Annotated in this window: 29 protein-coding genes; 17 read left to right on the top strand and 12 right to left on the bottom strand. The window is 61.7% G+C overall.

Annotated elements, in window-relative coordinates:
* Positions 1–20: 20 nt before the first annotated feature.
* The 4 genes from trxB to ACR0IR_RS01355 all read left to right on the top strand — a co-directional run bounded on the left by trxB (position 21) and on the right by ACR0IR_RS01355 (position 5,429).
* Complete coding sequence (gene trxB / locus ACR0IR_RS01370; protein WP_170364806.1) at positions 21–962, top strand: thioredoxin-disulfide reductase; 942 nt, start codon at positions 21–23, stop codon at positions 960–962.
* 109 nt (positions 963–1,071) lie between these two features.
* Entirely contained in the window at positions 1,072–2,763 is a 1,692-nt protein-coding gene (locus ACR0IR_RS01365) for an adenylate/guanylate cyclase domain-containing protein (RefSeq protein WP_170364808.1), read from the top strand.
* Positions 2,764–2,958: 195 nt separating this feature from the next.
* Positions 2,959–4,677 carry a bifunctional sulfate adenylyltransferase/adenylylsulfate kinase gene (locus tag ACR0IR_RS01360; protein WP_170364810.1) on the top strand — a complete coding sequence of 573 codons (1,719 nt, stop codon included), beginning with the start codon at positions 2,959–2,961 and terminating at the stop codon, positions 4,675–4,677.
* A 194-nt stretch (positions 4,678–4,871) separates the two neighbouring features.
* The gene (locus ACR0IR_RS01355; RefSeq protein WP_170340578.1) at positions 4,872–5,429 is read left to right on the top strand and encodes a hypothetical protein; all 558 of its coding nucleotides are present in this window, start codon (positions 4,872–4,874) and stop codon (positions 5,427–5,429) included.
* 37 nt (positions 5,430–5,466) lie between these two features.
* Here ACR0IR_RS01355 and ACR0IR_RS01350 read toward each other — a convergent pair whose 3' ends face one another.
* From ACR0IR_RS01350 to ACR0IR_RS01335, 4 genes are all read right to left on the bottom strand, one after another.
* Positions 5,467–6,336 carry a glycosyltransferase family 10 fucosyltransferase gene (locus ACR0IR_RS01350; protein ID WP_170364811.1) on the bottom strand — a complete coding sequence of 290 codons (870 nt, stop codon included), beginning with the start codon at positions 6,334–6,336 and terminating at the stop codon, positions 5,467–5,469.
* On the bottom strand, positions 6,333–7,220 hold the full coding sequence (locus tag ACR0IR_RS01345; protein WP_170364813.1) for a PhzF family phenazine biosynthesis protein: 888 nt from the start codon (positions 7,218–7,220) through the stop codon (positions 6,333–6,335). The genes ACR0IR_RS01350 and ACR0IR_RS01345 overlap by 4 nt, the downstream gene beginning before the upstream one ends.
* Before the next feature lie 107 nt (positions 7,221–7,327).
* Positions 7,328–7,552: a DUF1150 family protein gene (locus ACR0IR_RS01340; RefSeq protein ID WP_093964659.1), complete on the bottom strand. Its 225-nt coding sequence runs from the start codon at positions 7,550–7,552 to the stop codon at positions 7,328–7,330.
* A gap of 3 nt (positions 7,553–7,555) precedes the next feature.
* Positions 7,556–7,969 (bottom strand): Hsp20 family protein, encoded by a 414-nt coding sequence (locus tag ACR0IR_RS01335; protein ID WP_170364815.1) that lies wholly within the window; start codon positions 7,967–7,969, stop codon positions 7,556–7,558.
* Between the two features lie 165 nt (positions 7,970–8,134).
* On the opposite strand from ACR0IR_RS01335, the gene ACR0IR_RS01330 reads away from it, so the two are divergent.
* The 3 genes from ACR0IR_RS01330 to ACR0IR_RS01320 all read left to right on the top strand — a co-directional run bounded on the left by ACR0IR_RS01330 (position 8,135) and on the right by ACR0IR_RS01320 (position 9,989).
* Complete coding sequence (locus ACR0IR_RS01330) at positions 8,135–8,359, top strand: YdcH family protein (protein ID WP_005981552.1); 225 nt, start codon at positions 8,135–8,137, stop codon at positions 8,357–8,359.
* 81 nt (positions 8,360–8,440) lie between these two features.
* Entirely contained in the window at positions 8,441–8,929 is a 489-nt protein-coding gene (purE, locus tag ACR0IR_RS01325; protein WP_170364817.1) for a 5-(carboxyamino)imidazole ribonucleotide mutase, read from the top strand.
* On the top strand, positions 8,922–9,989 hold the full coding sequence (locus ACR0IR_RS01320) for a 5-(carboxyamino)imidazole ribonucleotide synthase (RefSeq protein WP_170364819.1): 1,068 nt from the start codon (positions 8,922–8,924) through the stop codon (positions 9,987–9,989). Before purE ends, ACR0IR_RS01320 begins: the two co-directional genes overlap by 8 nt.
* Here ACR0IR_RS01320 and ACR0IR_RS01315 read toward each other — a convergent pair.
* The 6 genes from ACR0IR_RS01315 to ACR0IR_RS01290 form a co-directional block, all read right to left on the bottom strand.
* Positions 9,986–11,146, bottom strand: a complete 1,161-nt coding sequence (locus tag ACR0IR_RS01315) for an alpha-D-ribose 1-methylphosphonate 5-triphosphate diphosphatase (RefSeq protein WP_170364821.1) — start codon at positions 11,144–11,146, stop codon at positions 9,986–9,988. The two genes, ACR0IR_RS01320 and ACR0IR_RS01315, sit on opposite strands and share 4 nt — an antisense overlap.
* Positions 11,143–11,916 (bottom strand): alpha/beta fold hydrolase, encoded by a 774-nt coding sequence (locus tag ACR0IR_RS01310; protein WP_170364823.1) that lies wholly within the window; start codon positions 11,914–11,916, stop codon positions 11,143–11,145. Before ACR0IR_RS01310 ends, ACR0IR_RS01315 begins: the two co-directional genes overlap by 4 nt.
* A 38-nt stretch (positions 11,917–11,954) precedes the next feature.
* Positions 11,955–12,797 (bottom strand): DMT family transporter, encoded by an 843-nt coding sequence (locus tag ACR0IR_RS01305; protein ID WP_170364824.1) that lies wholly within the window; start codon positions 12,795–12,797, stop codon positions 11,955–11,957.
* Between the two features lie 220 nt (positions 12,798–13,017).
* Positions 13,018–14,661 (bottom strand): chaperonin GroEL, encoded by a 1,644-nt coding sequence (gene groL / locus ACR0IR_RS01300; RefSeq protein ID WP_170339978.1) that lies wholly within the window; start codon positions 14,659–14,661, stop codon positions 13,018–13,020.
* A gap of 57 nt (positions 14,662–14,718) precedes the next feature.
* Positions 14,719–15,006, bottom strand: coding sequence for a co-chaperone GroES (gene groES / locus ACR0IR_RS01295; protein WP_093964650.1), 288 nt, complete (start codon positions 15,004–15,006; stop codon positions 14,719–14,721).
* A gap of 166 nt (positions 15,007–15,172) precedes the next feature.
* A complete protein-coding gene (locus tag ACR0IR_RS01290) occupies positions 15,173–15,847 on the bottom strand; it encodes a DUF2161 domain-containing phosphodiesterase (protein ID WP_170364826.1) in 675 nt (224 codons plus the stop codon).
* A gap of 115 nt (positions 15,848–15,962) precedes the next feature.
* Here ACR0IR_RS01290 and ACR0IR_RS01285 point away from each other — a divergent pair, with 115 nt between their 5' ends.
* The 8 genes from ACR0IR_RS01285 (at position 15,963) to ACR0IR_RS01250 (ending at position 23,200) form a co-directional block, all read left to right on the top strand.
* Positions 15,963–16,946, top strand: coding sequence for a TraB/GumN family protein (locus ACR0IR_RS01285; protein ID WP_170364828.1), 984 nt, complete (start codon positions 15,963–15,965; stop codon positions 16,944–16,946).
* 110 nt (positions 16,947–17,056) lie between these two features.
* The gene (locus ACR0IR_RS01280; protein ID WP_170364830.1) at positions 17,057–17,977 is read left to right on the top strand and encodes a manganese-dependent inorganic pyrophosphatase; all 921 of its coding nucleotides are present in this window, start codon (positions 17,057–17,059) and stop codon (positions 17,975–17,977) included.
* 124 nt (positions 17,978–18,101) lie between these two features.
* Positions 18,102–19,178 (top strand): DUF389 domain-containing protein, encoded by a 1,077-nt coding sequence (locus ACR0IR_RS01275; protein WP_217357129.1) that lies wholly within the window; start codon positions 18,102–18,104, stop codon positions 19,176–19,178.
* Between the two features lie 84 nt (positions 19,179–19,262).
* Positions 19,263–20,138, top strand: coding sequence for a TIGR01459 family HAD-type hydrolase (locus ACR0IR_RS01270; protein ID WP_170340548.1), 876 nt, complete (start codon positions 19,263–19,265; stop codon positions 20,136–20,138).
* A 101-nt stretch (positions 20,139–20,239) separates the two neighbouring features.
* Entirely contained in the window at positions 20,240–20,683 is a 444-nt protein-coding gene (locus ACR0IR_RS01265; protein WP_170364833.1) for a MaoC family dehydratase, read from the top strand.
* 80 nt (positions 20,684–20,763) lie between these two features.
* Positions 20,764–21,696, top strand: a complete 933-nt coding sequence (locus ACR0IR_RS01260; RefSeq protein WP_170364834.1) for a bifunctional riboflavin kinase/FAD synthetase — start codon at positions 20,764–20,766, stop codon at positions 21,694–21,696.
* Complete coding sequence (locus tag ACR0IR_RS01255) at positions 21,693–22,166, top strand: YcgN family cysteine cluster protein (protein WP_170364836.1); 474 nt, start codon at positions 21,693–21,695, stop codon at positions 22,164–22,166. The genes ACR0IR_RS01260 and ACR0IR_RS01255 overlap by 4 nt, the downstream gene beginning before the upstream one ends.
* Entirely contained in the window at positions 22,166–23,200 is a 1,035-nt protein-coding gene (locus ACR0IR_RS01250; protein ID WP_170364838.1) for a threonine aldolase family protein, read from the top strand. The genes ACR0IR_RS01255 and ACR0IR_RS01250 overlap by 1 nt, the downstream gene beginning before the upstream one ends.
* On the opposite strand, the gene ACR0IR_RS01245 is transcribed toward ACR0IR_RS01250, so the two are convergent.
* Together ACR0IR_RS01245 and ACR0IR_RS01240 are read right to left on the bottom strand one after the other, a co-directional pair.
* A complete protein-coding gene (locus ACR0IR_RS01245; RefSeq protein WP_170364840.1) occupies positions 23,197–24,009 on the bottom strand; it encodes an alpha/beta fold hydrolase in 813 nt (270 codons plus the stop codon). The two genes, ACR0IR_RS01250 and ACR0IR_RS01245, sit on opposite strands and share 4 nt — an antisense overlap.
* Positions 24,006–24,608, bottom strand: coding sequence for a 2-hydroxychromene-2-carboxylate isomerase (locus ACR0IR_RS01240; RefSeq protein WP_170364842.1), 603 nt, complete (start codon positions 24,606–24,608; stop codon positions 24,006–24,008). The genes ACR0IR_RS01245 and ACR0IR_RS01240 overlap by 4 nt, the downstream gene beginning before the upstream one ends.
* Before the next feature lie 107 nt (positions 24,609–24,715).
* Between ACR0IR_RS01240 and ACR0IR_RS01235 the strand changes: the two genes are divergently transcribed.
* The gene (locus tag ACR0IR_RS01235; protein WP_093964640.1) at positions 24,716–25,735 is read left to right on the top strand and encodes a ribose-phosphate pyrophosphokinase; all 1,020 of its coding nucleotides are present in this window, start codon (positions 24,716–24,718) and stop codon (positions 25,733–25,735) included.
* A 21-nt stretch (positions 25,736–25,756) separates the two neighbouring features.
* Positions 25,757–26,197: a ribose 5-phosphate isomerase B gene (gene rpiB, locus ACR0IR_RS01230; protein ID WP_170364844.1), complete on the top strand. Its 441-nt coding sequence runs from the start codon at positions 25,757–25,759 to the stop codon at positions 26,195–26,197.
* Positions 26,198–26,225: the final 28 nt, after the last annotated feature.

Raw genomic sequence — 26,225 nt, 5'->3', positions numbered from 1 at the left:
AATAATCGAGTGGGGGTTCCATGGCCGAGACACGACACACCAAGGTTCTGATCATCGGATCGGGGCCTGCCGGATACACTGCGGGCGTCTATGCCAGCCGCGCGATGTTGAACCCGATTCTGGTGCAGGGCATCGAACCGGGCGGCCAGCTGACCACCACCACCGAGGTCGAGAACTGGCCGGGCGACACCGAAGTTCAAGGCCCCGACCTGATGGTGCGCATGCAGGATCACGCCAAGGCCATGGGCTGCGAGGTGATCGGTGACATCATCAACGACCTGGACCTGTGCAAACGGCCTTTCACCGCAAAGGGCGACAGCGGCACCGTCTACACTGCGGACGCCGTCATCCTGGCAACCGGCGCACGCGCCAAATGGCTGGGGCTGCCATCGGAGGAGAAATTCAAGGGCTTTGGCGTGTCGGCCTGCGCCACCTGTGACGGGTTCTTCTATCGCGGACAGGAGATCGTGGTGATCGGCGGCGGCAACACAGCCGTGGAAGAGGCGCTGTTCTTGACCAATTTCGCCAGCAAGGTCACCCTGATCCACCGCCGGGACGAGCTGCGGGCCGAGAAGATCCTGCAGGACCGCCTGTTCAAGAACGACAAGATCGAGCCGCTGTGGTTCCACCAGCTGGAGGAAGTGATCGGCACCGATAACCCGCTGGGCGTCGAAAGCGTGCGGGTGAAGAACGTCAAGACGGGCGAAATCACCGAGATCCCTTGCAAAGGCGTGTTCGTCGCTATCGGCCACGCGCCGGCCAACGAACTGGTAAAGGACGTGCTGGAAACCCATATGGGCGGCTATGTCAAAACCAAACCCGGCACCACGCAGACCTCGATCCCCGGCGTGTTCGCGGCCGGCGACTTGACCGACCATGTGTACCGGCAGGCCGTGACCTCGGCCGGAATGGGCTGCATGGCTGCGCTGGATGCCGAACGGTTCCTTGCCGAACAGGAATGACCGCGACGCGCAGCGTTTCGGCGCTGCGTACCGCCCTCCTCTGGCACCTTGACCCGCACCGCGCGGCAACGCAGACTTGCCCCGAGCGCGGCAGATTTCAGGTGATCTTTTGAACACCCCCCTTTGGCAGGGCAGTTGGGCGACCCGTCTCAGGATCATCAGTGGTCTTGTGCTGTTTGCCTTTGCTTTCTTCCACTTCATCAATATCGGGCTGGGGCTGTTTCACACCGACTACCTGCATGACATGCAGAACTCTCGGAAAACGGTCACGCGCCATTCCATTGGCAGCGCTGTCCTGTATCTTGCCCTGATCGTACATGCAGGTCTGGCATTGGTGTCGATCGCCCAGCGCCGAACCCTGCGAATGCCCTTTCATACGGGCCTGCAGATCGTTCTTGGCCTTCTCATTCCGCTGCAACTGATTTCGCACATCGTACAGACACGCTATGCGCATCAGGTTTTCGACGTGAATGACGAGATGGGCTACATCATCATTCTGATGTGGCCAAATTCGGCCATCTGGATGCAAAGCCTGCTGATGCTGATCGTCTGGATACACGGGTGCATCGGACTGCATATCTGGCTGCGACTGACCTCGTGGTGGCGTCAAACCGTACCCTATCTGATCGGAGTTGCCGTCTTCATCCCAAGCTTTGCCCTGGCCGGTTTGCTGACCGAAGGGCGGCGCATCTGGATGGATTTTGCGGATCCGGATCTACGCGAACAGTATATCGAGCATTACAACTGGCCCGGCCCCGAAGAGTTCCAGGTTTTGTTCAGCGTCAAGGACAACGCCTTGATGGCCTTCTGGATCGCGCTTGGTGCAGCTCTTGCGTTCCATTTCGGAGGCAAGCTTTGGCGCAGGCGACACTCGGTGCGCGTCAGATATGTCGATGGGCCGGAAGTGACCTCAGAGAAAGGCATGACGCTGCTTGAGATGTCACAAGCCAACGGTATTCCGCATACTGCACTGTGCGGCGGCCGGGGGCGCTGCACCACCTGCCGCGTCATCGTCGAGGATGGCGCCGAGTCACTGCCACCGCCCAGCGAGGTCGAAGCTCGCAGCCTGAAGGCCGTGGGGGCCACACAGCGCACGCGCCTGGCCTGCCAGGTCCGCCCTTCCAGCCCCTTGACGGTGTTCCGTGTTTTCCGGCCGGATGGTGGACGCCAGCGGGCGCATGCCAGCCAGGGGCAAGAGCGTAAACTGGCCGTGCTTTTTCTGGACATGCGCGGGTTTACCGCGCGCACAACGGGGCAACTGCCCTATGACATCGTGTTTCTGCTGAACCGGTTCTTTGACGCCATTGTTCCAGCCATTACCGCAGACGGAGGGGTCGTCGATAAATACATGGGCGATGGCCTTTTGGCCGTGTTCGAAACATCCGACACGTCCAGCTCGGCCCGTTCTGCCCTGAAAGCTGCGATCGACATCAGTCACGCGCTTGCGCAGTTCAACCAGCAGCTGTCCCAGGAAAACAGCCCCGCGATCCGCATCGGCATGGGCCTACACCTCGGCGACCTTGTGTTGGGAGAGATCGGTGCTGCCGGCCACGCCGCGCGGACCATCATCGGAGACGCCGTGAACGTCGCCAGTCGGCTGGAAGGAGAAACCAAGGCGCTCGGGGCCGAGCTGTTGGTCTCGGAAGCCGTGCTGCGCGCGGCCGGGTTTGAGACCAATGGCCTTGACCTGCGTCTGTTCCAGCTGCGGGGCGTAACCGAGCCCGTCCCTGCCCTGCCCGTCGAGCGCGCTCTGGATCTGGACCAACTTCTGACCTCACCAGAACAGATCGCCGCCGGTTAACGATATTGTCCCCATCCGGTGGGATTTTCGCCGCTTTTTCGGTTCGGGCCCGGAAAAACCTTCCATTCCGGGGAAAAACCGCGCATATCCTCCTTTGTTTCATCAATGTATATGGACTTCGACTGACGACCGGGGCACATGGCCCGGAAATGCACCTGAATCACTGACTGACCACACTGCCTCAAGAGTATTGCGATGACGATGTTGAGTAACCTGGCTCCGATCCCAGAACTGTATGTTTCCTATGAATCCGCCCAAAAGCTGAAAGTCGAAGCCGCCGACCTGACCAGCTGGGACCTGACCCCGCGCCAGATCTGTGATCTGGAATTGCTGATGAATGGCGGGTTCAACCCGCTCAAGGGCTTTCTGAGTCAGGAAGACTATAACAGCGTCGTCGAAAACATGCGCCTGGCCGACGGAAGCCTTTGGCCGATGCCGATCACACTAGATGTGAACGAAGATTTCGCCGATCAGATCGAACTGGGTCAGGACATCGCGCTGCGCGACCAGGAAGGCGTGATCCTGGCGACCATGACCGTTACCGACCGCTGGACCCCGGACAAATCGCGTGAGGCCGAGAAGGTGTTCGGTGCCGATGATGACGCGCATCCGGCCGTGAACTACCTGCACAACGTGGCAGGCAAGGTTTACCTCGGCGGCCCCGTGACCGGCATCCAGCCGCCGGTGCATTATGATTTCAAGGCGCGCCGCGACACCCCGAACGAATTGCGCGCTTATTTCCGCAAGGTGGGGTGGCGCCGCATCGTGGCTTTCCAGACCCGCAACCCGCTGCACCGCGCACACCAGGAACTGACCTTCCGCGCCGCGCGTGAGGCGCAGGCCAACCTGCTGATCCACCCGGTTGTGGGCATGACCAAGCCCGGTGATGTCGATCACTTCACCCGCGTGCGCTGCTATGAGGCGGTGCTGGACAAATACCCGGCTTCGACCACCACGATGAGCCTGCTGAACCTGGCGATGCGCATGGCTGGGCCGCGCGAAGCGGTCTGGCACGGCCTGATCCGCAAAAACCACGGCTGCACCCACTTCATCGTCGGCCGCGACCATGCCGGCCCCGGCAAGAACAGCCAGGGCGAGGATTTCTACGGCCCCTATGACGCCCAGGACCTGTTCCGCAAATTCCAGGACGAGATCGGCATCGAGATGGTCGATTTCAAACACATGGTCTATGTGCAGGAACGCGCCCAGTACGAACCCGCGGACGAGATCGAGGACCGAGACAACGTCACGATCCTGAACATCTCGGGCACCGAACTGCGCCGCCGCCTCCGCGAGGGGCTGGAGATCCCCGAGTGGTTCTCGTTCCCCGAGGTGGTCGAGCAGCTGCGCCGCCGCTATCCGCCACGCAGCCAGCAGGGCTTTACCGTCTTCTTCACCGGATTCTCGGGCTCGGGCAAATCGACCATCGCCAACGCTCTAATGGTCAAGCTGATGGAGATGGGCGGCCGTCCCGTCACGTTGCTGGACGGTGACATTGTCCGCAAGAACCTCAGCTCGGAACTGGGCTTCTCGAAGGAACACCGGGACCTGAACATCCGCCGCATCGGATATGTGGCCTCCGAGATCACCAAGAACGGCGGCATCGCCATCTGTGCCCCGATCGCGCCCTACGCCACCACCCGCCGCGCCGTGCGCGAGGAGATCGAGCAGTTCGGCGCGTTCTGCGAAGTTCACGTGGCCACCAGCATCGAGGAATGCGAGCGCCGCGACCGCAAGGGCCTGTACAAGCTGGCGCGTGAAGGCAAGATCAAAGAGTTCACTGGTATTTCGGACCCTTACGACGTGCCGGAAAACCCGGAACTGCGCGTCGAGACCGAGAATGTGGACGTGGACAACTGTGCCCATCAGGTTCTGCTGAAGCTGGAAAGCATGGGATTGATTGCCGGATCCTGAGCCACAGCTAGTTGCTGTCAACACTGACCCCCGGAGACATCTCCGGGGGTCTTTCATTTCCAGAACACTGCTTTGAACACCCCCCTTCCATCCGCGAAGATTGGCGGTCGTTCGACGTTTCATCCAAAAAATGCTATTATTTCGCATATTTTGAGCAGACATAATTTGTCTGCATCCTTTGGGAGGGTGAACATATGGCAACTCAGAAAAATACCGACGATGGCGGAGCCATGTTTGCGGGAGACAACCGCGCAGCGGTAATTGCCGACTACAAGATCGCCCAGTTTTCCCGGTTGCAACTTCCGGCGTTGATGGCTTCGCCGGCTATGGCAGGGGGCCTGACACCATTTATCCCCATAGACTGGCTGCTGGACCTTCTGAAATCGATCCGCACCTACGCGGATTGGGTGAAGGAATGCGACAAGATCAAAGCCAAGATTCAAAAGGCGCTGGATACACTGCAGCCGCCGCCCCAGGATCACCCTTTGGGGCTTGTAGTACCACCGGTTCCGCCGACGCCCGGCACGACCCGTCTTCGCCAGATACTTGAGGTCATCGATGCGGCCAAGACCGCTGCCGGCAACATGGAGCCAGACTCGGCGCGCGACAGTCTCAAAGAGGCCAAGGACATGATGCACCACGACTCGGTCAAAGCCGAGTTCCGCCGGCTGAACGACGTGGATGGCTGGTATGACATTCTGGAGGAATTGCAGGACGCGATCGATTACCTGGAACGTGTCTCGCGGCACTGACCCACTGCGGCACAGCCAAAGCGCGCGTTCGGCACAGTCAGCCTGCTGAAAGCTGATCCCGCAGGGCCTCGGCAGCCCTCAGTTCGAACTCTCCATAGATGGCGGCCTGCGGCTGCATCGCCCGTAGATACGGCAGGCGTTTTTCATAGTCTTCCCCCGACAGCATTTGCACGGCCTGCTGGATGTCCGCCTCGGTTTCGCACAGGATCATCCCCTCAGTATCGAGGAAGTCGCCGATATTAGGGCACCCCCAATAGATCGGGACTGTCGAACACAGAACGGCGTCGATCAGCTTCTCCGAGAAGTAGTTCCTCTCGCGCACGTTTTCGATGACGACCGAATAACGATAAGGTGCCAACCCGTCTGACTTGTTCTCGAACGGCTGATAGCCGCGGCCCATGATGTCGATGTCAGCGCCTGTGTCGCGGGCCCAATCGATCAGCCTGTGCCTCAGCTGGTGCCCCTCCAAATCGCGCTTCGCCGACGCGATCAGCGAACATGACCGCGTCTTGACGACGCTCAGATCCTGCCACTCGGGAACTTGGGTCACGCCGTAGGGCAGGAAAACCGCGTTGGGCAGGCTGTTCAGCAATACGTCGTGAAAGGTGAAAACCCGGAAAAACCGGCGCCAGGTCCAGCGCAGCATCCGATCGTGCTTGCCATGTATGGCCGATGGCTCGCCCATCATCAGCGATATCCGAGCCCGCGTGCCGCGTCGCAGGCGCAGATGCACGGTCGAATTGGGATACATGATCAGGTGGTCGGAGGGCGCGAGGTCACCAACGGTCTTTCCTGACAGGCGCTCGGGGCAACCCAGCGGCCAATTCAGATCTGCCAGCGGAACCGAGGCGAGCTTTGGCCCCAAGCGGTGCCCATAGGGCAGGATCGCGATGGCGGGTTCTGTCATGGCAGCACATCCGGCAGATCAGCCTGTCCGCGCATCAGCACAAACCCGCGCCCGGCAACCTTGATGCCCGTCATCGCATCCGCTGGCCCGACCCGCGTTACGGTCGCCTGGCCGGGGCGGCCCATGTCGTGGCCCTGTTCGGCGATAAAGCTGTCTTTCGGCATCAGCCCGTATTTCCACAGGTAAGCCGCCATTGCGCCGGTGGCGGAGCCGGTGAACGGATCTTCGGGCGGGCTGGGCGGTGCCAGCAACAGACGCGAGAACGTATCCCCTTGAGCCGTGGCCCCCTGCAGGGTCACCAGAAAGGGTTCGGCCATGTCGGACCCGGCATATCCGGCAGTTTCCGCCACCCGTTGCAGCGCATCCACATTCAGTTGTGCCGCGCGCAAGGCTGCGTGATCCCGCAGAACTGTAATGCAGAACGGAAGCCCGGTCGAAACCATCTGCGGCGGCGATATGATCGCGCTTGCAGGTAGGCCGATCGCAGCGGCAACAAGGTCTTCCGGCACCCGCGTGCCGAATTCGGGCGCGATCTGGGTCATCTCGATCTGGTCGCCATGCAGCTCGACCGACAAGATCCCTGCTCCGGTTTCCAGCGTCAGTGCGTCAGCAGATATCATTCCTCGGGAGCGCATGGCAGCCACGGTCGCAATGGTCGGGTGTCCGGCAAAGGGAATTTCACGGCTGGCCAGGAAATACCGCACTCGGATATCCGCCACATCCGATGGGCCGGTAAACGTGCATTCGACCAAAGACGTCTCGCGGACAAACGCCGTGCAGACTGTTTCCGGCAAATGCGCGCCACCATGCACGACTGCACAGCCATTTCCGCCGAATGCCGTGTCGCTGAAAGCATCCACCCAATCGAAATCGAACCAGCTCATGCGCCCTCTCGTGCCTGCAGTCAGAAAGTGCCGGGAATGCAAACCCGCGGGTGGCATGTTTGACGCCTCACGCGCCGCTTGTCACGTTGAATCGGTCTATGGCCGTGTCAGTGCACGGCCACCGGAGACAGGTCATGCTGCCGCGCCAGAACGAAGGCCAGCTTTCGATCGGCGACAAGCGCCAGTTGCTGCCCATCTGAATCGTGAACGGCATATAGATGATCCAGATCACCCACCTGCGTGCGCACCTCGTGCGGCAGGTTGGCCACGTTCACGGCCTTCACGTAGACGATCCGATTGCCTTCGGTGTTGATTTCATACGGTGTATTCATGGCTTACCCCTTCCTAATGTTGATCGTCTGCACAACAGTTTCGGGCACGGCGCGGGTCAGGTCGATATGCAGAAGGCCATTTTCCATAATGGCTTCGCCGACCTCGACACCGTCGGCCAGCACGAACATGCGCTGGAACTGACGGGCCGCGATGCCGCGGTGCAGGAACACGCGCCCCTCGCTGTCGTCGTGCTGACGGCCGCGGATCACCAGTTGCCTATCTTCGATGGTGATCGACAGGTCGTCCTCGGCAAACCCGGCTACGGCCAAGGTAATGCGGTAGGAATGATCCGACGTCTGTTCGATGTTGTAGGGCGGATACCCCTCGTTTCCGGCCTTTGCAGACCGTTCCAGAAGGCGTTCCAGCTGCTCGAACCCCAGAAGATGCGGGTATGAGCCAAGTGTAAGTTTTGACACGTTTTCTCGTCCTTCTTTGTCAAAGCGACGTGATGCGCGGCCCCGTAACGGCAGCTGCGCACAAGACAATATGGGATGAAACGTGTGTCTCCACAAGGTCTAGGCGGATTCACTTGAACGCACTATCTTGTGTAACACGCACCACCAGCCACACATGAGTCGCCCATGAACGCGCCCACCGACATTTCGATGAAAACCGACGAGGTTCTGCGCGTCGAACTGGAGGTGTTCCGCCAACAACACCGCGACCTGGATGAGGCGATCAAGGCGCTCGAGGCGACTGGCACTGCCGATCAGCTGACGGTGAAGCGGCTGAAGAAACAGAAGCTGCGCCTGAAGGATATCATCCGGCTGATCGAGGATCGCCTGACCCCTGACATCATCGCCTGATCCGGAGCGGTCAACCGCATTGCCACGCAAGCGGATTTCACTATAGTGCGCGCTTCCTAAAGCAGGCGGGGAACAGGGCGGATGAGCGATATCAAGGTCGGAATCATCATGGGCAGCCAGTCGGACTGGCCCACCATGAAGGGCGCTGCAGAGATACTGGACGAACTGGGCGTGGCCTACGAGACCAAGATCGTCTCGGCCCACCGCACGCCGGACCGTCTGTGGGAGTACGGCAAGACCGCCGTGCAGCGCGGTCTACAGGTGATCATCGCCGGCGCCGGCGGGGCCGCACATCTGCCGGGGATGATGGCGTCCAAGACGCGGGTACCGGTGATCGGTGTACCGGTGCAGACGCGGGCGCTGTCCGGTGTCGACTCGCTCTATTCCATCGTGCAGATGCCCAAGGGTTTCCCGGTTGCGACCATGGCCATCGGTTCGGCCGGCGGCGCCAATGCCGGTCTGATGGCCGCTGGTATTCTGGCCCTGCAAGATGCGGCTCTGGCCGACCGGCTGGACGCCTGGCGCGCGGCGCTGTCGGACTCGATCCCCGAGGAGCCCCGCGATGAGTAACCCCTTGCAGCCGGGCGCGGTGATCGGAATTCTGGGCGGCGGCCAGCTGGGGCGGATGCTGTCGATGGCCGCGGCGCGGCTGGGCTTCGTGACCCATATCTTCGAGCCGGGCGCCAACCCGCCGGCGGACCAGGTGGCGCATCGCGTGACCACCGCTCCTTATGAGGATGCCGAGGCGCTGGCCGCTTTTGCGCAATCGGTCGATGTCATCACCTACGAGTTCGAAAACATCCCGACCGAGGCGCTGGACGTTCTGGAATCGCACCGTCCCATCCGCCCCGGACGCGAGGCCCTGCGGGTCAGTCAAGACCGGCTGACCGAAAAGACATTCCTGCAAGGCCTGGACCTGAACACCGCACCCTTTGCCGATGTGACCGACCTGGACAGCCTGCAGGCCGCCATCGAACGGATCGGCACGCCGGCCATCCTCAAGACCCGCCGCTTCGGTTATGACGGCAAGGGGCAGGCGCGGCTGAAATCGCCCGAGGACGCACAGGCCGCGCTGGCCGACATGCAAGGTGCACCCGCGATCCTGGAAGGCTTCGTCAATTTCAGCCACGAGGTGTCCATCATCGCCGCCCGCGGGCTGGACGGCCAGGTGGCCTGTTTCGACCTCGGCGAGAACGTGCATCGCGACGGAATCCTGCACACGACCACGGTGCCCGCGCGCCTGTCCCCCGCCCTGCGGACCGACGCGGTGCTGCTGGCCGCGAATATCCTGAACGCGCTGGACTATGTCGGCGTCATGGGGGTCGAACTGTTCGTGACGCCGCAGGGCCTGATCGTGAACGAGATCGCGCCGCGCGTCCACAACTCGGGCCACTGGACGCAGAACGGCTGTGCAGTCGATCAGTTCGAACAGCATATCCGCGCCGTTGCCGGCTGGCCGCTGGGCGACGGGCAGCGTCACGCGGATGTGGTGATGGAGAACCTGATCGGCGACGACATGGACCGCGTGCCCGAGCTTGCGCAACAGCGTGACGTGGCCCTGCACCTGTATGGCAAGGCCGAGGTCAAGCCGGGCCGCAAGATGGGCCATTTCAACCGGATCAAACGCTAGCGCGCCGCGGCGACGAACCGCCCGGCAACATCCCCCGACAGGAAACTGACCCGGCCGCCGGCGATGGTGGCCGCCACGCGCTGCGTTTCAGCGTCCAGAATGACCAGATCGGCGCGTTTGCCGGGGTGCAGCGACCCGCGGTCCCCGAGGCCAAGCACCCGCGCGGGACCCGACGACACCAGCGCCCAAGCGCTCGCCAGATCCATCAGCCCCGATTTCATCAGCATCAGCGCCGCCCTGCGCGGGCTGGGATAGTGGTAATCCGACGCCAGCGCATCGCACAGCCCCATGGCGATCAGGTCCAGCGCGCTGACATTGCCCTTGTGCGATCCGCCCCGCACCACGTTGGGGGAGCCCAGAATGACGTGATCGCCCGCAGCCTTGGCGGCCTCGGCCGCTTCGAGCGTTTCGGGAAATTCGGCGATATGCACGCCGCGCGCGCGGCAGTGGCAACGGGCCTCTGCCGTGGCGTCATCATGGCTGCCCAGACGCACGCCTTGTTGGGCCAACGCCGCGCACAGCGCATCAAGCGCAGTTGGCACCTCGGAGGTGCGGGCGTGCATGTCCTGCAGCATCTTCAGATGCGCCTCGGGGCTGCGACCAGCCTTGAGCGCCTGCCCGGTCAAACGCGGCGGGGTACGCCCCTGCGCCAGACGGTCATGGGGCAGATGATCGTTGAACACGACATAGGGCACCTGCCAGTCGGCGATGCGCCCCGGCAGGTCGGCATAGTCATCCAGCAGGTGGGTTTCGAACCGCAACTGCGGGATCAGGTCGGTGACCACGCTGCCCTTCACCGCCGCGATCGCGCGGAACACGTCGGCGGCGAACTCTGGGCCGCGTACGCCGCCCTCCCAGCTGTAGAACTGCGCCAGCACGGCGGTGGTGATGCCATTGGCTGCCAGTTCGGCCTCGGCGGCGCGGATGCCCTCGTCCATCTGCTTCATGGCCCCCCGGCGCGGGGCGATGTGACGCTCGAACCCGTCCCCGTGCAGGTCGATGATGCCCGGCAGGATCAGATAGCCGCTCAGATCAACGACCGGCGCACCGCTGCCCTCCTGGATCAAGCCGTCCGCGATTGAGAGATCGTTACCGACAAGTCCGCGATCAGGGTGCAGAACCTGCGCCCCGGAAAAGGTCAGTTCCAATGCGGTCATCGCGTGGGTTCCGAGGCGGGTTCGGCGCAGTCCTCTCCGATGCAGATCTCATCAATGATGTCCATCACACCGTCCAGCCAGGTTATGTTGGGATCGAACTCACCGAACTCGATGAAGTGCAAAGCCTGCGCCATGACCTGCGGGTTGTTCATCATGAACGTATGCGTCACCGGCAGCACGATGTGGTCGGTCATGCCCTGGACTTTGGTTTCTTCGACAGCGACCTTGCCGTCATCCGGTCCATCAACCAGCGACGAAAAGACCGGATTCAAGGAGTTCTCGCCTGCAATCACCCCCAGCTCAAAGTCGACCGGCGGCAGGCGACGCGGAATGCCTTCGGGACCTGTACCCAGCTGCAGACCGGCGGGGCCGTTCAACAGACCGAACACTTCCCAATCGCCCAGTTCATCGACCAATTGGCTGCCCTGGTTGGGCGGGCCAAGCATGACGACGCGGCCCAGATTCTGCGGATGGTGATCCTGCAGCCAGTAGCGCAACAGGATACCCCCCATCGAATGCGCGACAACGTTGACGGTGTCATCTCCGCACGCCGCAAACGCCTCGGGTATGGTCCGGTCGGCCAGTTCCGGAATCGGAAGATCCGTCGAGCGATAACCCGGCCGCACAACGATGTACCCGTGCACCTTGAACAACTGCTCCATGACCGAAAACGATGCTTCGGTCCGGGCAAGCCCATGCAGCAGGACAACGCATTTTGCTTGCGCGGCGGTCGGCATCAGGAAAAGCAATATGAAAAAGAGGATCCGCATGGCCGCCAGATAATCGCTATTCTTCAGAGAGGAAAGACCTAGCGCCGCCTCACGCGCATAACTGCCAATGCAATACCGCCCAAAACCAACCCTGCCCCTGCCATCAGCCGCAGGCTCAGTTGCTCGCCGAGCAGCGCCACACCTGCAATGATAGCAATCACCGGGACGCTCAGCTGAACTACGGCTGCAACCGCAGGCGCCAGCTGGGGCAGCAGGCGATACCACAGGGCGTACCCCAACCCGGAGGTTACGCCGCCAGATACGGCCGCCAGCCCCAAACCCACCCAGGTCAAGTTCCACGCCGGAGCGCCCACGATCAAAATGCCAGCGGTTACCGGCAGGGCCACCACAAAGTTCGAGGCCGTTCCCGCCAGCGCATCGGGCTCGGACCGACCGGCAATCGAATACGCAGCCCACCCGACCCCTGCGGCGGCCATCAAGGCTGCTCCTGTCGGGTCCACACGTGCCTCAGCGCCTGGCCACAGCACCCAGGCCAATCCGGCCGTTGCAATTGCTGCCCCCGCCACCTGTCGAATAGTCGGGATCGCCCCAGTCAGGGCGCTGGCCAGAAACATCGAGATCTGGACCACCGCAAACAGGATCAAGGCGCCCAATCCCGCATCAAGTGAGAGATAGGCCACCGAGAACCCGACCATGTACAGCGACAAGGACCCTGCACCGATCACTCGGCGCCTGTCGAACACCCGCAGGGTGCCACCCCGCGACACGACCAAGGCGCAAAGGACCAGCGCACCACAGAGTACACGAACAACGGCAAAACTCGCCGGGTCGCTGGCTCCGCTCTCCACGGCCAACCGGTTCAGGATGGAATTGGCCGCAAAGGCACACATGGTCAGGGCGGTCAGAAGAAACAGCTGCATGCCTCACCAATACCGTGTCCGCACGCAATGGACACCCGCTTTCCTGCGCTTCCGCGTGACCGGCTGCGGCGATCCCCAGAATTGCAAGCAGCGCCGGCCGAAACACGGCGGATCACTGAAAAAATCAAAGCGGGGCCGCCCGAAGGCGACCCCGCTGAAATTTTCGGTAAGACTTTCCCTTGCGGGTTGTCTGAATTCGCTGACGCGAACCCGGACAGTCTTACATCATGCCGCCCATGCCGCCCATGTCGGGCATGCCAGCACCGGCGCCTGCACCTTCTTTGGCGGGCTTGTCGGCAACCATGGCTTCGGTGGTGATCAGCAGACCTGCAACCGAGGCTGCGTCTTCCAGAGCGGTACGCACCACTTTGGCCGGGTCGATCACGCCGAACTTGAACATGTCGCCATATTCTTCGGTCTGAGCGTTGAAGCCGAAGGCGGTGTCCGAGGACTCGCGCACCTTGCCGGCAACGACGGCACCGTCGACACCTGCGTTTTCAGCAATCTGACGCAGCGGCGCTTCGATGGCCTTGCGAACGATGTTGATACCGGCGTCCTGATCGGCGTTGACACCTTTCAGATCGGCCAGAGCCTTGCCAGCCTGAACCAGGGCAACACCGCCACCCACGACGACACCTTCCTGAACGGCGGCGCGCGTTGCGTTCAGAGCGTCGTCCACACGGTCCTTGCGCTCTTTCACTTCAACTTCGGTCATGCCACCGACGCGGATAACAGCAACACCGCCTGCCAGTTTGGCAACGCGCTCTTGCAGCTTCTCACGGTCGTAGTCGCTGGTGGTTTCTTCGATCTGGGTACGGATCTGGGCAACGCGTGCTTCGATCTCGGCCTTCTCGCCAGCACCGTCGACGATGGTGGTTTCGTCCTTGGTGATCGACACTTTCTTGGCGGTGCCAAGCATGTCCATGGTGACGTTTTCCAGCTTCATGCCCAGGTCTTCGCTGATGACCTGACCGCCGGTCAGGATTGCGATGTCCTGCAGCATTGCCTTGCGGCGATCGCCGAAGCCCGGAGCCTTGACGGCAGCGATCTTCAGACCACCGCGCAGCTTGTTGACAACCAGAGTTGCCAGCGCTTCGCCTTCAACGTCCTCGGCGATGATCAGCAGCGGCTTCTGCGACTGGATCACCTGCTCGAGCAGCGGAACCATCGGCTGCAGCGACGAGAGTTTCTTCTCGTGCAGCAGGATCATGCAGTCTTCCAGCTCGGCGACCATCTTGTCAGCGTTGGTGACGAAGTAGGGCGACAGGTAGCCACGGTCGAACTGCATACCTTCGACGACGTCGGTCTCGGTTTCCAGACCTTTGTTCTCTTCGACGGTGATGACGCCTTCGTTGCCAACCTTCTGCATCGCGTCTGCGATCTGGCGGCCGATTTCAGCTTCGCCGTTAGCCGAGATGGTACCAACCTGCGCGACTTCGTCGCTGTCTTTGACTTCGCGGGCAGCGTTCTTGATTTCTTCGACGACTTTGGCGGTTGCCATGTCGATGCCGCGCTTCAGGTCCATCGGGTTCAGGCCGGCAGCAACCTGCTTGAGGCCTTCCTTGACGATGGCCTGAGCCAGAACGGTCGCGGTGGTGGTGCCGTCACCGGCTTCGTCATTGGTGCGGCTGGCGACTTCTTTCACCATTTGCGCGCCCATGTTCTCGAACTTGTCTTCCAGTTCGATTTCCTTGGCGACCGAAACACCGTCTTTGGTGATGCGCGGCGCGCCGAAGGATTTGTCCAGAACCACGTTGCGGCCTTTGGGGCCGAGGGTCACCTTCACAGCATCCGCCAGGATGTTCACACCCTTCAGCATGCGGTTGCGGGCATCGGTGTCGAACTTGACGTCCTTTGCAGACATGTCTTTTTCTCCTCGAGAAATGTGTTTGAAATGAAGATCAGAGCAAGCGCGTGCGCGTTACTCGATGATCCCCATGATGTCGCTTTCTTTCATCATCAGCAGCTCTTCGCCGTCGACGTGGACCTCGGTGCCGGACCATTTGCCGAACAGGATCTTGTCGCCGGGCTTCACAGCCATCGCGATCAGTTCGCCGCTGTCTTTCCGCGCGCCTTCGCCGGTTGCAACGACTTCGCCTTCGCTGGGCTTTTCTTTTGCGCTGTCGGGAATGATCAGGCCGCCTGCGGTTTTCTCTTCGCTTTCGGTACGGCGAACCAGCACGCGGTCATGAAGCGGTTTCAATGCCATCTTTGCAGCTCCTTGGGCTCAAAGGTTGTTTTCCTCCCCCCGCGGTCTTGCGGGGCGTTAGCACTCAGCTTGGTCGAGTGCTAACGACGCATAGCTAGGGGGTGATTTCCGGCGAGTCAACAATCGGTGATGAATTTTTTTCGCGCGCAGCCTGAGGCCGGCCTGGTCAGGTCGGGTCTTCCCAGCTGTAAGCCCAATGCTTCAGACCTTCGGACCCGGAAGGCGACAGTTCATAGACGCCCTTTGCCACCTTTTCGAACCAGCCATAATGGTTTTCGCGCATGAGGCGCGTCGCGGCCGCAACGCCGGTGGCACTGGCGACCTCAGCACCTTTGGTCGCCCCGTGTTCGGCCAGATGCGCGGCACATTTCAGGGCATCCTGCCGATAGGCAGTTACGATTCCGTGCCGGGTTGCCCCACCTGAGTTCGGGTCCCCTTCCAGCCGCTCGAACTCGCGCAACAGTCGCGCAGCTTTGGCCTTGTTCTTTCGCGGCGCATAGGGGCCAGGGTCACAATGGACTTCGACCCGCCCATCCGCACGAACGGTGATCAAACCCAGCCCCAACCGACGACACAGGGACAGGTTGTCCCGCAACGCCCGGCGCGCCGACCGACCGGTGGGCTTGCAGACGGCCACATAGACCTGATCCGATACCTTCAACCGGGTCACGGCCTGATGGAACAAGGCCAGCGAAAATCTCAGCTTCAATTCAACGATCACTGGATTACAACCGGGCTTGACGGCCACGATGTCGGCGGCGCCGACCTCTCCTTTCACGGAGTACCCTTGCCGCTGCAATAGCGCCTTGATCGGAGGATAGAGATCCTGTTCGCGGTTCATGACGCCATGCTATGGTTTTTTCCGAAAAACGCCATACGGATACACGGCTTGCGCGCGGTAGGCGGGCGTGGCTATCTGTTCCCAAGTTCTTTCAGCCACAATCGGAATGGTCTCGATGCGCGTGTTTCTTTTTGCCCTGCTTGCTGCTCTGCATCCAATTGTGGCCATTGCCGCCTGTGACGGGCGCGATTTGCGGCAAGACATGACGCCTGAGGCCCGGGCCGAGTTGAACGCGGCGACCAGTCAGATGGCATATCCCGAAGGAAATCACTGGATTGCGCAGAAGGACAGCACTGTTTTGCATCTGATCGGCACATTGCACGTCAACGATCCGCGAATGGGCCCGGTGGTGGAGCGGTTGGCGCCTACGTTGAGCGAGGCGGACGCGTTTTATTTCGAGATCACCCAATCCGACATGTCCGCTTTCGAACAAGACCTGGCCAAGGATTTCAGCCCGGTCCTGATCAACTCGGGACCAACTCTGATCGATCTGATGAGCGAAGAGGACTGGGCCGTGATTTCCAAGGCGCTTTCGGCACGCGGCATTCCCGGTTGGATGACCGCGAAACTGCGCCCTTGGTTCCTGTCGATGATGCTGGGTATGCCACCCTGCATGCTCCAGGTGCCAGATGCAGACCGGGGAATGGATGCGCGCCTGACCGAACTGGCCGCAGCTAAGGGCAAACCGCAATATTCTCTGGAACAGATCGACGACCTGATTGCGATCTTCGACAGCCACACGCTTGAAGAGCAGGTGCAGTCTTTGGTGCGCATGGTCGATGCCTTTGACGCCGGCGATGACCACATGGTGACGATGGCCAGCGCATATTTCGAGGAGAAGCACGCAGAAATCCTGCAATTCGCAAAGATATATGGGCGCGAGGCTTCGGGCCTGGCGCCTGACGTGTTTGCACAGGAATGGGCCGCATTCGAGGACCAGCTTCTGGTTCAACGCAACGACAACTGGATGGAAACGATCCTGACCATCGAAAACCAGACGGCGGTGATCGCGGTTGGTGCCGGCCATCTGGGTGGAGACCATGGACTCTTGCAACAGCTGGAACGCGCCGGATATCAACTGAGCCGCGCACAGTTCTGAGCGGTCAGCGCTTCTGTCAGACCAACCGTCGCAGCCGTGTTTCTGCCGGGTGACAACGCCAATGGACCACCCTATAAGGCGCGCAAACTCCTTATGTGCAGGAAACAGACATGACCACCCAAGTATTTGGCCACAAATCTCCCGACACCGACTCGACCGGATCGCCGATCCTGTGGGCTTGGTATCTGAACGAAGTCAAAGGCGAAAAGGCCGAGGCCGTCCTGCTGGGCGAGCCGAACACCGAAGCCGCCTTCATGCTGCAGCGCTGGGACCTGCCCAAGCCGCGCATCATCGAGGATGTCGAGACCGATGCGCCCGTCGTCATCGTTGACACCAACAACCCGGCCGAGCTGCCTGCCAATGTCAACAATACCGATATCCGCGCCATCATCGACCACCACAAGCTGGTTGGTGGGCTGGAAACCAAAGGCCCGATCGACATTACCGTTCGTCCGCTGGCCTGCACGGCAACCATCATGATCGACCTGATGGGCGACGACGCCGCCAAGATGCCCGAGGCCGTCAAAGGCGCGGCCCTGACCTGCATCCTGTCGGACACGCTGGAGTTCCGCTCGCCTACCACCACTGCGCATGACCGCGAAGTGGCCGAGAAGCTGGCCGCCGAGCTGGGTCTGGATGTTTCGGCCTATGCTTCCGACATGTTCGCCGCGAAATCGGACGTATCGTCTTTCTCGGACGCCGAACTGATCCGCATGGACAGCAAGGAATACGAGGTCGACGGCACCAAGTTCCGCGTGTCCGTTCTGGAAACCACCGCGCCGGGCGTGGTGCTTGACCGCAAGGACAGCCTGGCCCAGTCGATGGTCGAGGTGGCGAAGGAAGACGGTGTGGACCAGGTGCTGCTGTTCGTCGTCGACATCCTGAACGAAGAGGCCACCCTGTTGGTGCCGAACGACCTGGTCAAATCGGTTGCCGAGAAAAGCTTTGACGCTTCGGTGTCCGGCGACACGGTTGTTCTGCCGGGCATCATGAGCCGCAAGAAGCAGATCATTCCGAACCTCAAGGTCTGATCCCGTTCACAGTTCAGCGAAAGGCGCCCCCACCGGGCGCCTTTTTTTGTTTGCGCGTCGAAAGGTTTGCCGGATGGCAAATCGTTGCTAGGCTGGACGCAGGGACAGGGTGGATCGGGACACGGTGGTCACACGGAAGTACAGCACGACACGCAGCATTCTGCTGTTCGAAGGCGGCGACAGGCTTGCCTATTGGCGGCGCTTTGCCATGCTGCTGACCCTTTCGGTGATCATCGCTACCATGGGGCTGCTGCGGAACTCTGGCGCCGTGGTCATTGCCGCGATGTTGGTCGCGCCGCTGATGACACCAATTCTGGGCATTGCGGCTGCGATGGTCATGGGCTGGCTGAAACGCGCTTTCGTTCTGACCCTGACGGTCTGCATTGCGGCGGTTCTGTGCGTTCTGATGGCCTGGATCCTGGTCTATCTGGCCGATGTCCCGCGCGGCATCCTGATCCCCGATCAGGTCTTGGCCCGCACCGACCCTGGCACCGAAGACCTGATCGTGGCGCTCGCGGCCGGCGTGGCCGGCGCATACGTCCAGATCAACAAGGCCGAACTGAGCCTGCTGCCCGGCGCCGCCATCGGCGTGTCTCTGGTTCCGCCATTGTCCGCGTCCGGGATCCTGCTGTATTTCGGGGAATCCGCCGACGCCTACGAGGCGGGTCTTTTGTTCGCGACCAACCTTGGTGCGATCGTTTTGTCGGCCTGCGCGGTCTATATCGTCTATGCCGCAAGGTCGGTTGCATTCGGCAAGGGCCGGCGCAAGCTCAACTTTACTGCCGGTGTCGTGATAACCATGGCGTTCCTGGCCCTCGTCGTGGTCCAGTTAGGCAAATCGACTTACAACCGTTACCTGGAAACCCGTACCGAGGCCGAGGTTGCGCAAGCGATCCGCGACTGGGCGGACCCGGTATCGGTCGAGATCATCCGCATCGACGTGAATGCCAAGCGCAAACGGGCCGAGGTCTGGGTGATCGTCGATCTGCCGCCCGAGGCGCAATTCAAGGTCTCGTCCGTTGCCGGGCTGTTGCCCGAGAGCCTGCGGGAAACGTCGCTGGTGGACGTTCTGCAGGATGAACTTGGCCCCGGCTATCTCGCCGTCATCCGGTACCAGACCCGCATCGGCGCGCAGGTCATTCTTGGCACCGAAACCGTGCAACAGGCCCCGGATGTCGAAAAGCTGAGCGACGAGGAATGACGGTCTGCGCCCGGCTGCCTCTGGTCAAGCGGGGCCAGCTTTGCCATAGGTGGCGCAACGCCGTTTCAACAGCCCGAGGCCCGCATGACCCAGATCATCTCCGCGCTTGACCAGATTTCCGACCGTTATAAGGCGCTGTTCGTGGATCTGTGGGGCTGCGTCCACAACGGCATCACAGCCTACCCCGAAGCTGTTGCCGCGTTGAAGGCCTATCGCGACCGGGGCGGCAAGGTGGTGTTGGTGACCAACTCTCCGAAGCCGCGTGCCGGGGTTGCCGAGCAGTTGAAACAGTTCAACGTCCCCGCGGACTGCTACGACACCATCGCGACCAGTGGTGACTCGGCCCGGTCCGCCATGTTCCGCGGGGCCGTAGGCGAGAAAGTCTATTTCATGGGTGAGTGGGAGCGCGACGCTGGGTTCTTCGAACCGCTGAAAATCCTGGAACACCCGATCCACATCGAGCGCGTGCCGCTGGACCAGGCCGAGGGGATCGTCTGCTGTGGCCCGTTCGACCCGATGGCCGACCCGGCCGTGAACCGCCCGGACTTCCTGTATGCCAAGCAGAAAGGCCTGAAGTTGCTGTGCGCCAATCCCGATATCGTCGTCGATCGGGGCGAGGTTCGGGAATGGTGCGCCGGTGCGCTAGCCAAGCTTTATACCGAAATGGGCGGCGAGAGCCTGTATTTCGGCAAACCACACCCGCCAATTTATGATCTGGCCCGGCGTCGCCTGCATGCGCTGGGAACGGACGTTCCGGATGACGAGATTCTCGCCATCGGCGACGGTCCGCATACCGACATCGCCGGCGGCATGGGAGAGGGAATTGATTCCCTGTTCATCAGCGGCGGTCTGGCCGCATCGGAAACAAAAACGTCGCACCAGCCGGATCCGGATGCTTTAAGCGATTATATTTCCAAGGAAAACATCAACCCAACCTATACGATCGGCCGTCTGCGCTAGGTAGAAAACGCTTGATTTTCTGCAGTTGCGAAGTAATAAAGTTGCCAACCTTGGGTCGTTGGTAATTTTTTGTTGCCGGACCGATGCACAGTGAGGGTAACATGTTGGACAATCTTCCGCGCGGAACGATCTGTATCGAAGACATCGAAATGGGCATGACCCGCTACCTGCGCAAAGTGGTGACGGACGAAGACATCGAGATGTTTGCCCAGGTCTCGACCGACCGGAACCCGGTGCATCTGGATGACGACTATGCCCGCGATACGATCTTCGAAGGGCGCATCGCCCACGGGATGCTGACCGCCGGTCTGATCTCGGCCGTGATTGGTGAACAGCTTCCGGGCCATGGGACCGTCTACATGGGTCAGTCGCTTAAATTCCTTGCGCCGGTCCGCCCCGGCGACACGGTTTATGCCGAGGTCAAGGTCATCGACATCGACTTTGCCAAGCGCCGGGTCAAGCTGGATTGCCATTGCGCGGTCGATGGCAAGAAGGTTCTGGTCGGCGAGGCCATGGTTCTGGCCCCCTCGCGCAAGTTCGACTGACGGCAGGTTTTATCGGCCAACCAAGCACTGGCTGGGAACTGCCGCTTGAACCCGGTGGGCAGTCCCGCTAGGCAAGCCACATGCAGATCATCCGGGACTACAAGTATGTCGATCCAGAGGACCGCGGCGCCAGCGCCGCGATCGGGAATTTCGATGGCGTTCATATTGGCCACCAGTCGGTGATCGATCTGGCCCGAAAAGCATGCCCCGAAGCACCCTTGGGCGTTCTGACCTTCGAGCCGCACCCGCGCGAATATTTTGCCCCGGACGCGCCGCCGTTTCGTCTGATGCGGGGCAATGCGCGTGCGCACCGGCTGGAGAAGCTGGGTGTGCAAAAACTGTACGAACTGCCGTTCAACGCCGCGCTTGCCGGGCTGACGCCCGAGGAATTCGCCCGCAACGTGATCTGCCAAGGCTTGGGTCTGGCCCATGTGGTGATCGGGGCCGATTTCTGTTTCGGCAAAGGCCGCAGCGGCACCGCACAGGACATGGTGCAGTTCGGCCAGCAGATGGGGTTCGGTGTCACCATCGCCCCATTGATGCAGCAGTCCGATCACGTGGTCTCGTCCACCGCGATCCGGCAAGCCCTGAGCGACGGCCGCCCGCGGGACGCGGCGGCCATGCTGGGCCACTGGCACCGGATCGAAGGCGAGGTTATCGGCGGCGAACAGCGCGGCCGCGAATTGGGCTTTCCCACGGCCAATATGTCGATCGAAGGAATCCACCCCCCAAAATTCGGCGTCTACGCGGTTCTGGTCGACGTGCTGGATGGCCCACATGCCGGCAGCTATCACGGTGCGGCCTCGGTCGGGGTGCGGCCGATGTTCCATGGCGAGGTGCCGAATATCGAAACCTTCCTGTTCGACTTCTCCGGCGATCTCTATGGTGCGACCCTCTCGGTGGGCCTGGTCGAATTCCTGCGCCCCGAGATGACCTTTGACGGCCTCGATGCTCTGATCGCCCAGATGACCGAAGACTGCGATCGCGCGCGCAAGATCCTGGCCGCGACATGAGCAAGGATCCGATCGACCGCGCCGGGCTGACCCCGCGTTTCTGGGAACGCAAGCCCTTGCAGAAAATGAACCCGCGCGAATGGGAAGCCCTGTGCGACGGCTGCGGCAAATGCTGTCTGAACAAGCTTGAGGATGAGGACAGCGGCGAGGTTGCCCTGACCCGTGTCGCCTGCCGGCTGCTGGATGACGCGACCTGCCGCTGCACCCAGTATGACATCCGCCACCAGTTCGTACCGGAATGCATCGTCATGCGCCCGGACAACATTCACGAACACGCCTACTGGTTGCCTCAGACCTGCGCCTACCGCCTGTTGTGGGAGGGCAAGCCCCTTTACGATTGGCACCCGTTGCTGTCAGGGTCGCCCGACAGCGTCCACGCCGCCGGCGTTTCGGTTCAAGGGCTTACCGTGTCCGAATTCGAGACGCCCGAGGAAGAGTGGGAAGACTATATTATCGAGGAGCCAACCTGATGCATTTCGCCTCTGACAATTCCGGGCCCGTCCACCCCGAGGTTCTGACCGCGCTGGCCGAGGCCAATCAGGGCTATCAGATGGCCTATGGCGCCGATGACCTGATGAACGAAGTGCGCGACCGGATCCGGGGCATCTTCGAGGCGCCCGGGGCGGCGGTCTATCTGGTGGCGACCGGAACGGCGGCAAACTCGCTGGCTCTGGCGACCCTGTCGCAGCCGTGGGAGACCGTATTCTGCTCGCCCGTCGCGCATATTCATGAGGACGAGTGCAACGCGCCCGAATTCTACACCGGCGCCAAGCTGACGCTGGTTCCGGGCGGCGACAAGATGCAGCCGGATGCACTGCGCCGCACCATCGCCGCCGAAGAGACACGCGGCGTGCATGGGCCCCAACGCGGTCCGGTGTCGATCACGCAGGTGACCGAGCGGGGCTCGGTCTATTCGCTGACCGAACTGCGAGCCCTGTGCGGGGTCGCCAAGGAGTTCGGCCTGCCCGTCCACATGGATGGCGCGCGGTTCACCAATGCGCTGGTGGCGCTGAATTGTTCCCCGGCCGAGATGACGTGGAAGGCGGGCGTGGATGCGGTCAGCTTTGGCGGCACCAAGAATGGGCTGATGGGGGTCGAGGCGGTGATCTTCTTCGACGAAAGCAAGGCCTGGGAGTTCGAGTTGCGCCGCAAGCGCGGGGCGCATCTGTTTTCCAAGCACCGGTATCTGTCGGCCCAGATGGCGGCCTATCTGCGCGATGATCTGTGGCTGCGCTCGGCCCGTAAGGCCAACGCCAATTGCGCGCGTCTGGCCGATGGGCTGCGGGCTGCGGGTGCGCAGTTCCTGCATGAACCCCAAGCCAACATCATCTTTGCCAGCTTTCCCCGCAGCCTGCATAGGCGCCTACACGCGGCCGGTGCCGTCTATCACCTGTGGGGCGACCCGCTGGACGGCCCGGACGAGGACGAGATGCTGGCCTGCCGGTTCGTCTGCGACTGGTCGACTCCGACCGAGGAAATCGACCGGTTCCTCACGCTGCTTTAAGCTCTCCAGAATGCGTCGATCTGCGCTGCCGTCTCGCCCGGGTGCGAGATGGGCAGCATGTGCCCTGCCCCCTCGACAACGCTCTGCCGCGCATTGGGCAAGCGGGCGCAGAGCCCGGCATTGACCACGGCCATGATCGGGTGCGAGGCCGATCCATGCAGCAGCAGGATCGGCATTTCGGCCCGTGCCATGGCCGTCGGGGCCAGCAGGTCGGAGGTGTCGCGGAACAGCGGCCCTTCGACCGCGCCGACCACGCCGACGCCCCGGATCATCGCATTTCGGGTCCGCTCCGGCAGGTCCGGCCAGCGCGGGCTGCGGTCGGTCGTGCCCCACATGCGGTTGAATAGACGGGCGGCCCGGGGCGCGTCGCCTTCGGCAAGGGCAGCCTTGTAGGGCTGGGATTCGGCCGCGTGCCGCGCCGCAAGCGCTGGGGCGTCCTGGTGGGCGACCGCAAAGAACACCGGTTCTATCAGAACGGCGCTGCGCACAAGGTCCGGGTATTCGATGGCCAGCCGGAGGGCGACCATCGCACCGAAACTATGCCCGATCACGTCCATCGGTTCGCTCAACTGCGCCCGCGACAGGGCTGTGGTCAGGTCGAAGAAATCTCCCTGCCCGTTCCAATCCGGGCTGCGTCCGTGCGACAGCATGTCGGGTGCAGTCAGTGTCGCCTGGTCGCCCAAAGCGGCCGCCAGACCGGACCACGCACCAGAATGCGCAATCGTGCAATGCAGCGCCAGCACCTTGCGGGCACCCGCCCCAAGAGTGCGAACGTGGACGGGCGGCAGCACGGCCTTGGCCACGGTCATGCTTTGAGCGTCGCCAGATGCTCCTCCAGATCGTCAAGCCGGTCCTGCCCCCAGAACCGCTGATCGTCCTGCGTGATGTAGAAAGGCGCGCCGAACACGCCGCGGTCCACCGCCTCTTCGAGGTTGGCCGCATAGGTCTCGGCCCCGACCAGCAGTCCGCTGTCGGCCAGCGCCGGATCAAAACCCGCCCCGGCCAGACAGTCGCGGATCACGTCGTCCTGCGCGATGTCCTTGTCCTCGGCCCAGCAGGCGCGCAGAAAGGAATGGCACAGTTTTCCCACATCACCCGACCCATCCTGAATGGCCGCGATGATGGCGTATGAAGACGGCGCTGCGTTGGTCGGCCAATGTGCAGGTTGCAGGTTGAACGGCAGGCCCGCCTTCTTGGCCTGACGCACCAGTTCCTGCGCCCGGTATTCGATGCGCGACGGGTGGCGGTCCTTGGGGGGCACGCCGCCGGTGCGCCCGAACAGCGCAATGATGTCGACCGGCTTGTAGGCGATGGTGGCGCCGTGCTTGGCCGCGATCTCCTCCAACCGCAGTCCGGCTAGGTAGGAATAGGGCGACAGTGTCGCAAAATAGTAGTCAATGTCGGCCATGTGCACTTTCTCCACCCAGTTACCTTTGCGGAACCGTAAGGCCATGCTAAGCGGTGTCAACATCACGAATCTGTCACATTGCCACTGCTGCCCGGGGACCTCAGCCGATGCCGACACATCACGAACCCAAGCTTATTGCTGGGAACGCAAACCTTCCGCTTGCCGAAACCATCGCGCGCCGCATGAGCCTGCACCGCGGCGTCAACCAGCGTCTGGTCGATGCGCGGGTCGAACGGTTCAACGATGGCGAGATCTTTGTCGAGGTTTTCGAGAACGTCCGGGGCGAGGACATGTTCATCATCCAGCCCACCTCGAACCCGGCCAATGACAACCTGATGGAGCTACTGATCATCGCCGATGCGCTGCGCCGATCGTCGGCGGCGCGGATCACCGCGGTTATCCCCTATTTCGGATATGCCCGCCAGGATCGCCGCACCAAGGCGCGCACCCCGATCAGCGCCAAGCTGGTGGCCAACATGCTGACCGGCGCCGGGATCGAACGCATCCTGACGATGGATCTGCATGCGGCACAGATCCAAGGGTTTTTCGACATGCCGGTCGACAACCTGTATGCCTCTCCGATCTTTGCGCTGGACGTGAAGGACCAGTTCCGCGACCAGATGGACGACCTGATGGTGGTTTCGCCGGACGTCGGCGGTGTGGCTCGTGCCCGCGAGCTGGCCAAGCGGATCAGCGCTCCTCTGTCGATCGTCGACAAACGGCGTGAAAAAGCCGGGGAAGTGGCCGAGATGACCGTGATCGGCGACGTGAAGGACAAGATCTGCCTGATCGTCGACGACATTTGCGACACGGCCGGTACGCTGTGCAAGGCGGCGCAGGTGCTGATAGACAACGGCGCACGCGAGGTTCACTCATATATCACTCATGGCGTCATGAGCGGTCCGGCCGTTGAACGCGTCTCGAACTCGGTGATGAAATCGCTTGTTTTGACCGACACGATCATGCCGACCGAAGACATCAAGAAGGCCAAGAATATCCGCACGGTGCCGACGGCCCCGATCTTCACACAGGCCATTCTGAACATCTGGCAGGGCACATCAGTGTCGTCGCTGTTCGAAGACAAGACCCTGATCCCGATCTACGAATCCCTGTACCACACAGACTGAAGAAACCGGAAAGCCATTCCCATGACCGCCAATAAACGTCTGGTTCTTTCCAGCGATCACGCTGCCATCGACCTGCGCAAGGAAGTTGCCGCTTTTGCAGCGGCACAAGGCTGGGACGTTCTGGATCTCGGCCCTGACAGCCCCGAAAGCACGGATTACCCCAAGCACGGCAAGGCCGCCGCCGAGGCCGTCGTCTCGGGCGAGTGCCAATTGGGCATTATCCTGTGCGGCACGGGGCAAGGTATCATGATGGCTGCAAACAAGGTTCCCGGCATCCGCTGCGGCGTCTGTTCGGATACGTTCTCCGCCCGCATGATCCGCCAGCACAATGACGCCAACATGCTGTCTATCGGCGCGCGTGTTGTTGGCACTGGATTGGCGCTGGATATTGTCGATGCCTTTCTGAGCACCGAATTCGAAGGCGGTCGGCACGCGAAACGCGTGGCAATGATCGAACCCTAAATCATTACGGGGGGGGCCGCTGGGAACG

It is taken from the genome of Ruegeria sp. CF2 (genome assembly GCF_056537385.1).
The sequence above is the reverse complement of the archived record's forward strand: the minus strand, read 5'-3'. Positions and strand labels throughout refer to the sequence as shown.

Excerpts from the sequence above, each read along its gene's own strand:
- trxB (WP_170364806.1), top strand. The coding sequence starts at position 21 with ATGGCCGAGACACGACACACCAAGGTTCTGATCATCGGATCGGGGCCT.
- ACR0IR_RS01360 (WP_170364810.1), top strand. The coding sequence starts at position 2,959 with ATGACGATGTTGAGTAACCTGGCTCCGATCCCAGAACTGTATGTTTCC.
- ACR0IR_RS01355 (WP_170340578.1), top strand. The coding sequence starts at position 4,872 with ATGGCAACTCAGAAAAATACCGACGATGGCGGAGCCATGTTTGCGGGA.
- ACR0IR_RS01350 (WP_170364811.1), bottom strand. The coding sequence starts at position 6,336 with ATGACAGAACCCGCCATCGCGATCCTGCCCTATGGGCACCGCTTGGGG.
- ACR0IR_RS01345 (WP_170364813.1), bottom strand. The coding sequence starts at position 7,220 with ATGAGCTGGTTCGATTTCGATTGGGTGGATGCTTTCAGCGACACGGCA.
- ACR0IR_RS01340 (WP_093964659.1), bottom strand. The coding sequence starts at position 7,552 with ATGAATACACCGTATGAAATCAACACCGAAGGCAATCGGATCGTCTAC.
- ACR0IR_RS01330 (WP_005981552.1), top strand. The coding sequence starts at position 8,135 with ATGAACGCGCCCACCGACATTTCGATGAAAACCGACGAGGTTCTGCGC.
- purE (WP_170364817.1), top strand. The coding sequence starts at position 8,441 with ATGAGCGATATCAAGGTCGGAATCATCATGGGCAGCCAGTCGGACTGG.
- ACR0IR_RS01320 (WP_170364819.1), top strand. The coding sequence starts at position 8,922 with ATGAGTAACCCCTTGCAGCCGGGCGCGGTGATCGGAATTCTGGGCGGC.
- ACR0IR_RS01315 (WP_170364821.1), bottom strand. The coding sequence starts at position 11,146 with ATGACCGCATTGGAACTGACCTTTTCCGGGGCGCAGGTTCTGCACCCT.
- ACR0IR_RS01310 (WP_170364823.1), bottom strand. The coding sequence starts at position 11,916 with ATGCGGATCCTCTTTTTCATATTGCTTTTCCTGATGCCGACCGCCGCG.
- ACR0IR_RS01305 (WP_170364824.1), bottom strand. The coding sequence starts at position 12,797 with ATGCAGCTGTTTCTTCTGACCGCCCTGACCATGTGTGCCTTTGCGGCC.
- groL (WP_170339978.1), bottom strand. The coding sequence starts at position 14,661 with ATGTCTGCAAAGGACGTCAAGTTCGACACCGATGCCCGCAACCGCATG.
- groES (WP_093964650.1), bottom strand. The coding sequence starts at position 15,006 with ATGGCATTGAAACCGCTTCATGACCGCGTGCTGGTTCGCCGTACCGAA.
- ACR0IR_RS01290 (WP_170364826.1), bottom strand. The coding sequence starts at position 15,847 with ATGAACCGCGAACAGGATCTCTATCCTCCGATCAAGGCGCTATTGCAG.
- ACR0IR_RS01285 (WP_170364828.1), top strand. The coding sequence starts at position 15,963 with ATGCGCGTGTTTCTTTTTGCCCTGCTTGCTGCTCTGCATCCAATTGTG.
- ACR0IR_RS01280 (WP_170364830.1), top strand. The coding sequence starts at position 17,057 with ATGACCACCCAAGTATTTGGCCACAAATCTCCCGACACCGACTCGACC.
- ACR0IR_RS01270 (WP_170340548.1), top strand. The coding sequence starts at position 19,263 with ATGACCCAGATCATCTCCGCGCTTGACCAGATTTCCGACCGTTATAAG.
- ACR0IR_RS01265 (WP_170364833.1), top strand. The coding sequence starts at position 20,240 with ATGTTGGACAATCTTCCGCGCGGAACGATCTGTATCGAAGACATCGAA.
- ACR0IR_RS01260 (WP_170364834.1), top strand. The coding sequence starts at position 20,764 with ATGCAGATCATCCGGGACTACAAGTATGTCGATCCAGAGGACCGCGGC.
- ACR0IR_RS01255 (WP_170364836.1), top strand. The coding sequence starts at position 21,693 with ATGAGCAAGGATCCGATCGACCGCGCCGGGCTGACCCCGCGTTTCTGG.
- ACR0IR_RS01250 (WP_170364838.1), top strand. The coding sequence starts at position 22,166 with ATGCATTTCGCCTCTGACAATTCCGGGCCCGTCCACCCCGAGGTTCTG.
- ACR0IR_RS01245 (WP_170364840.1), bottom strand. The coding sequence starts at position 24,009 with ATGACCGTGGCCAAGGCCGTGCTGCCGCCCGTCCACGTTCGCACTCTT.
- ACR0IR_RS01240 (WP_170364842.1), bottom strand. The coding sequence starts at position 24,608 with ATGGCCGACATTGACTACTATTTTGCGACACTGTCGCCCTATTCCTAC.
- ACR0IR_RS01235 (WP_093964640.1), top strand. The coding sequence starts at position 24,716 with ATGCCGACACATCACGAACCCAAGCTTATTGCTGGGAACGCAAACCTT.
- rpiB (WP_170364844.1), top strand. The coding sequence starts at position 25,757 with ATGACCGCCAATAAACGTCTGGTTCTTTCCAGCGATCACGCTGCCATC.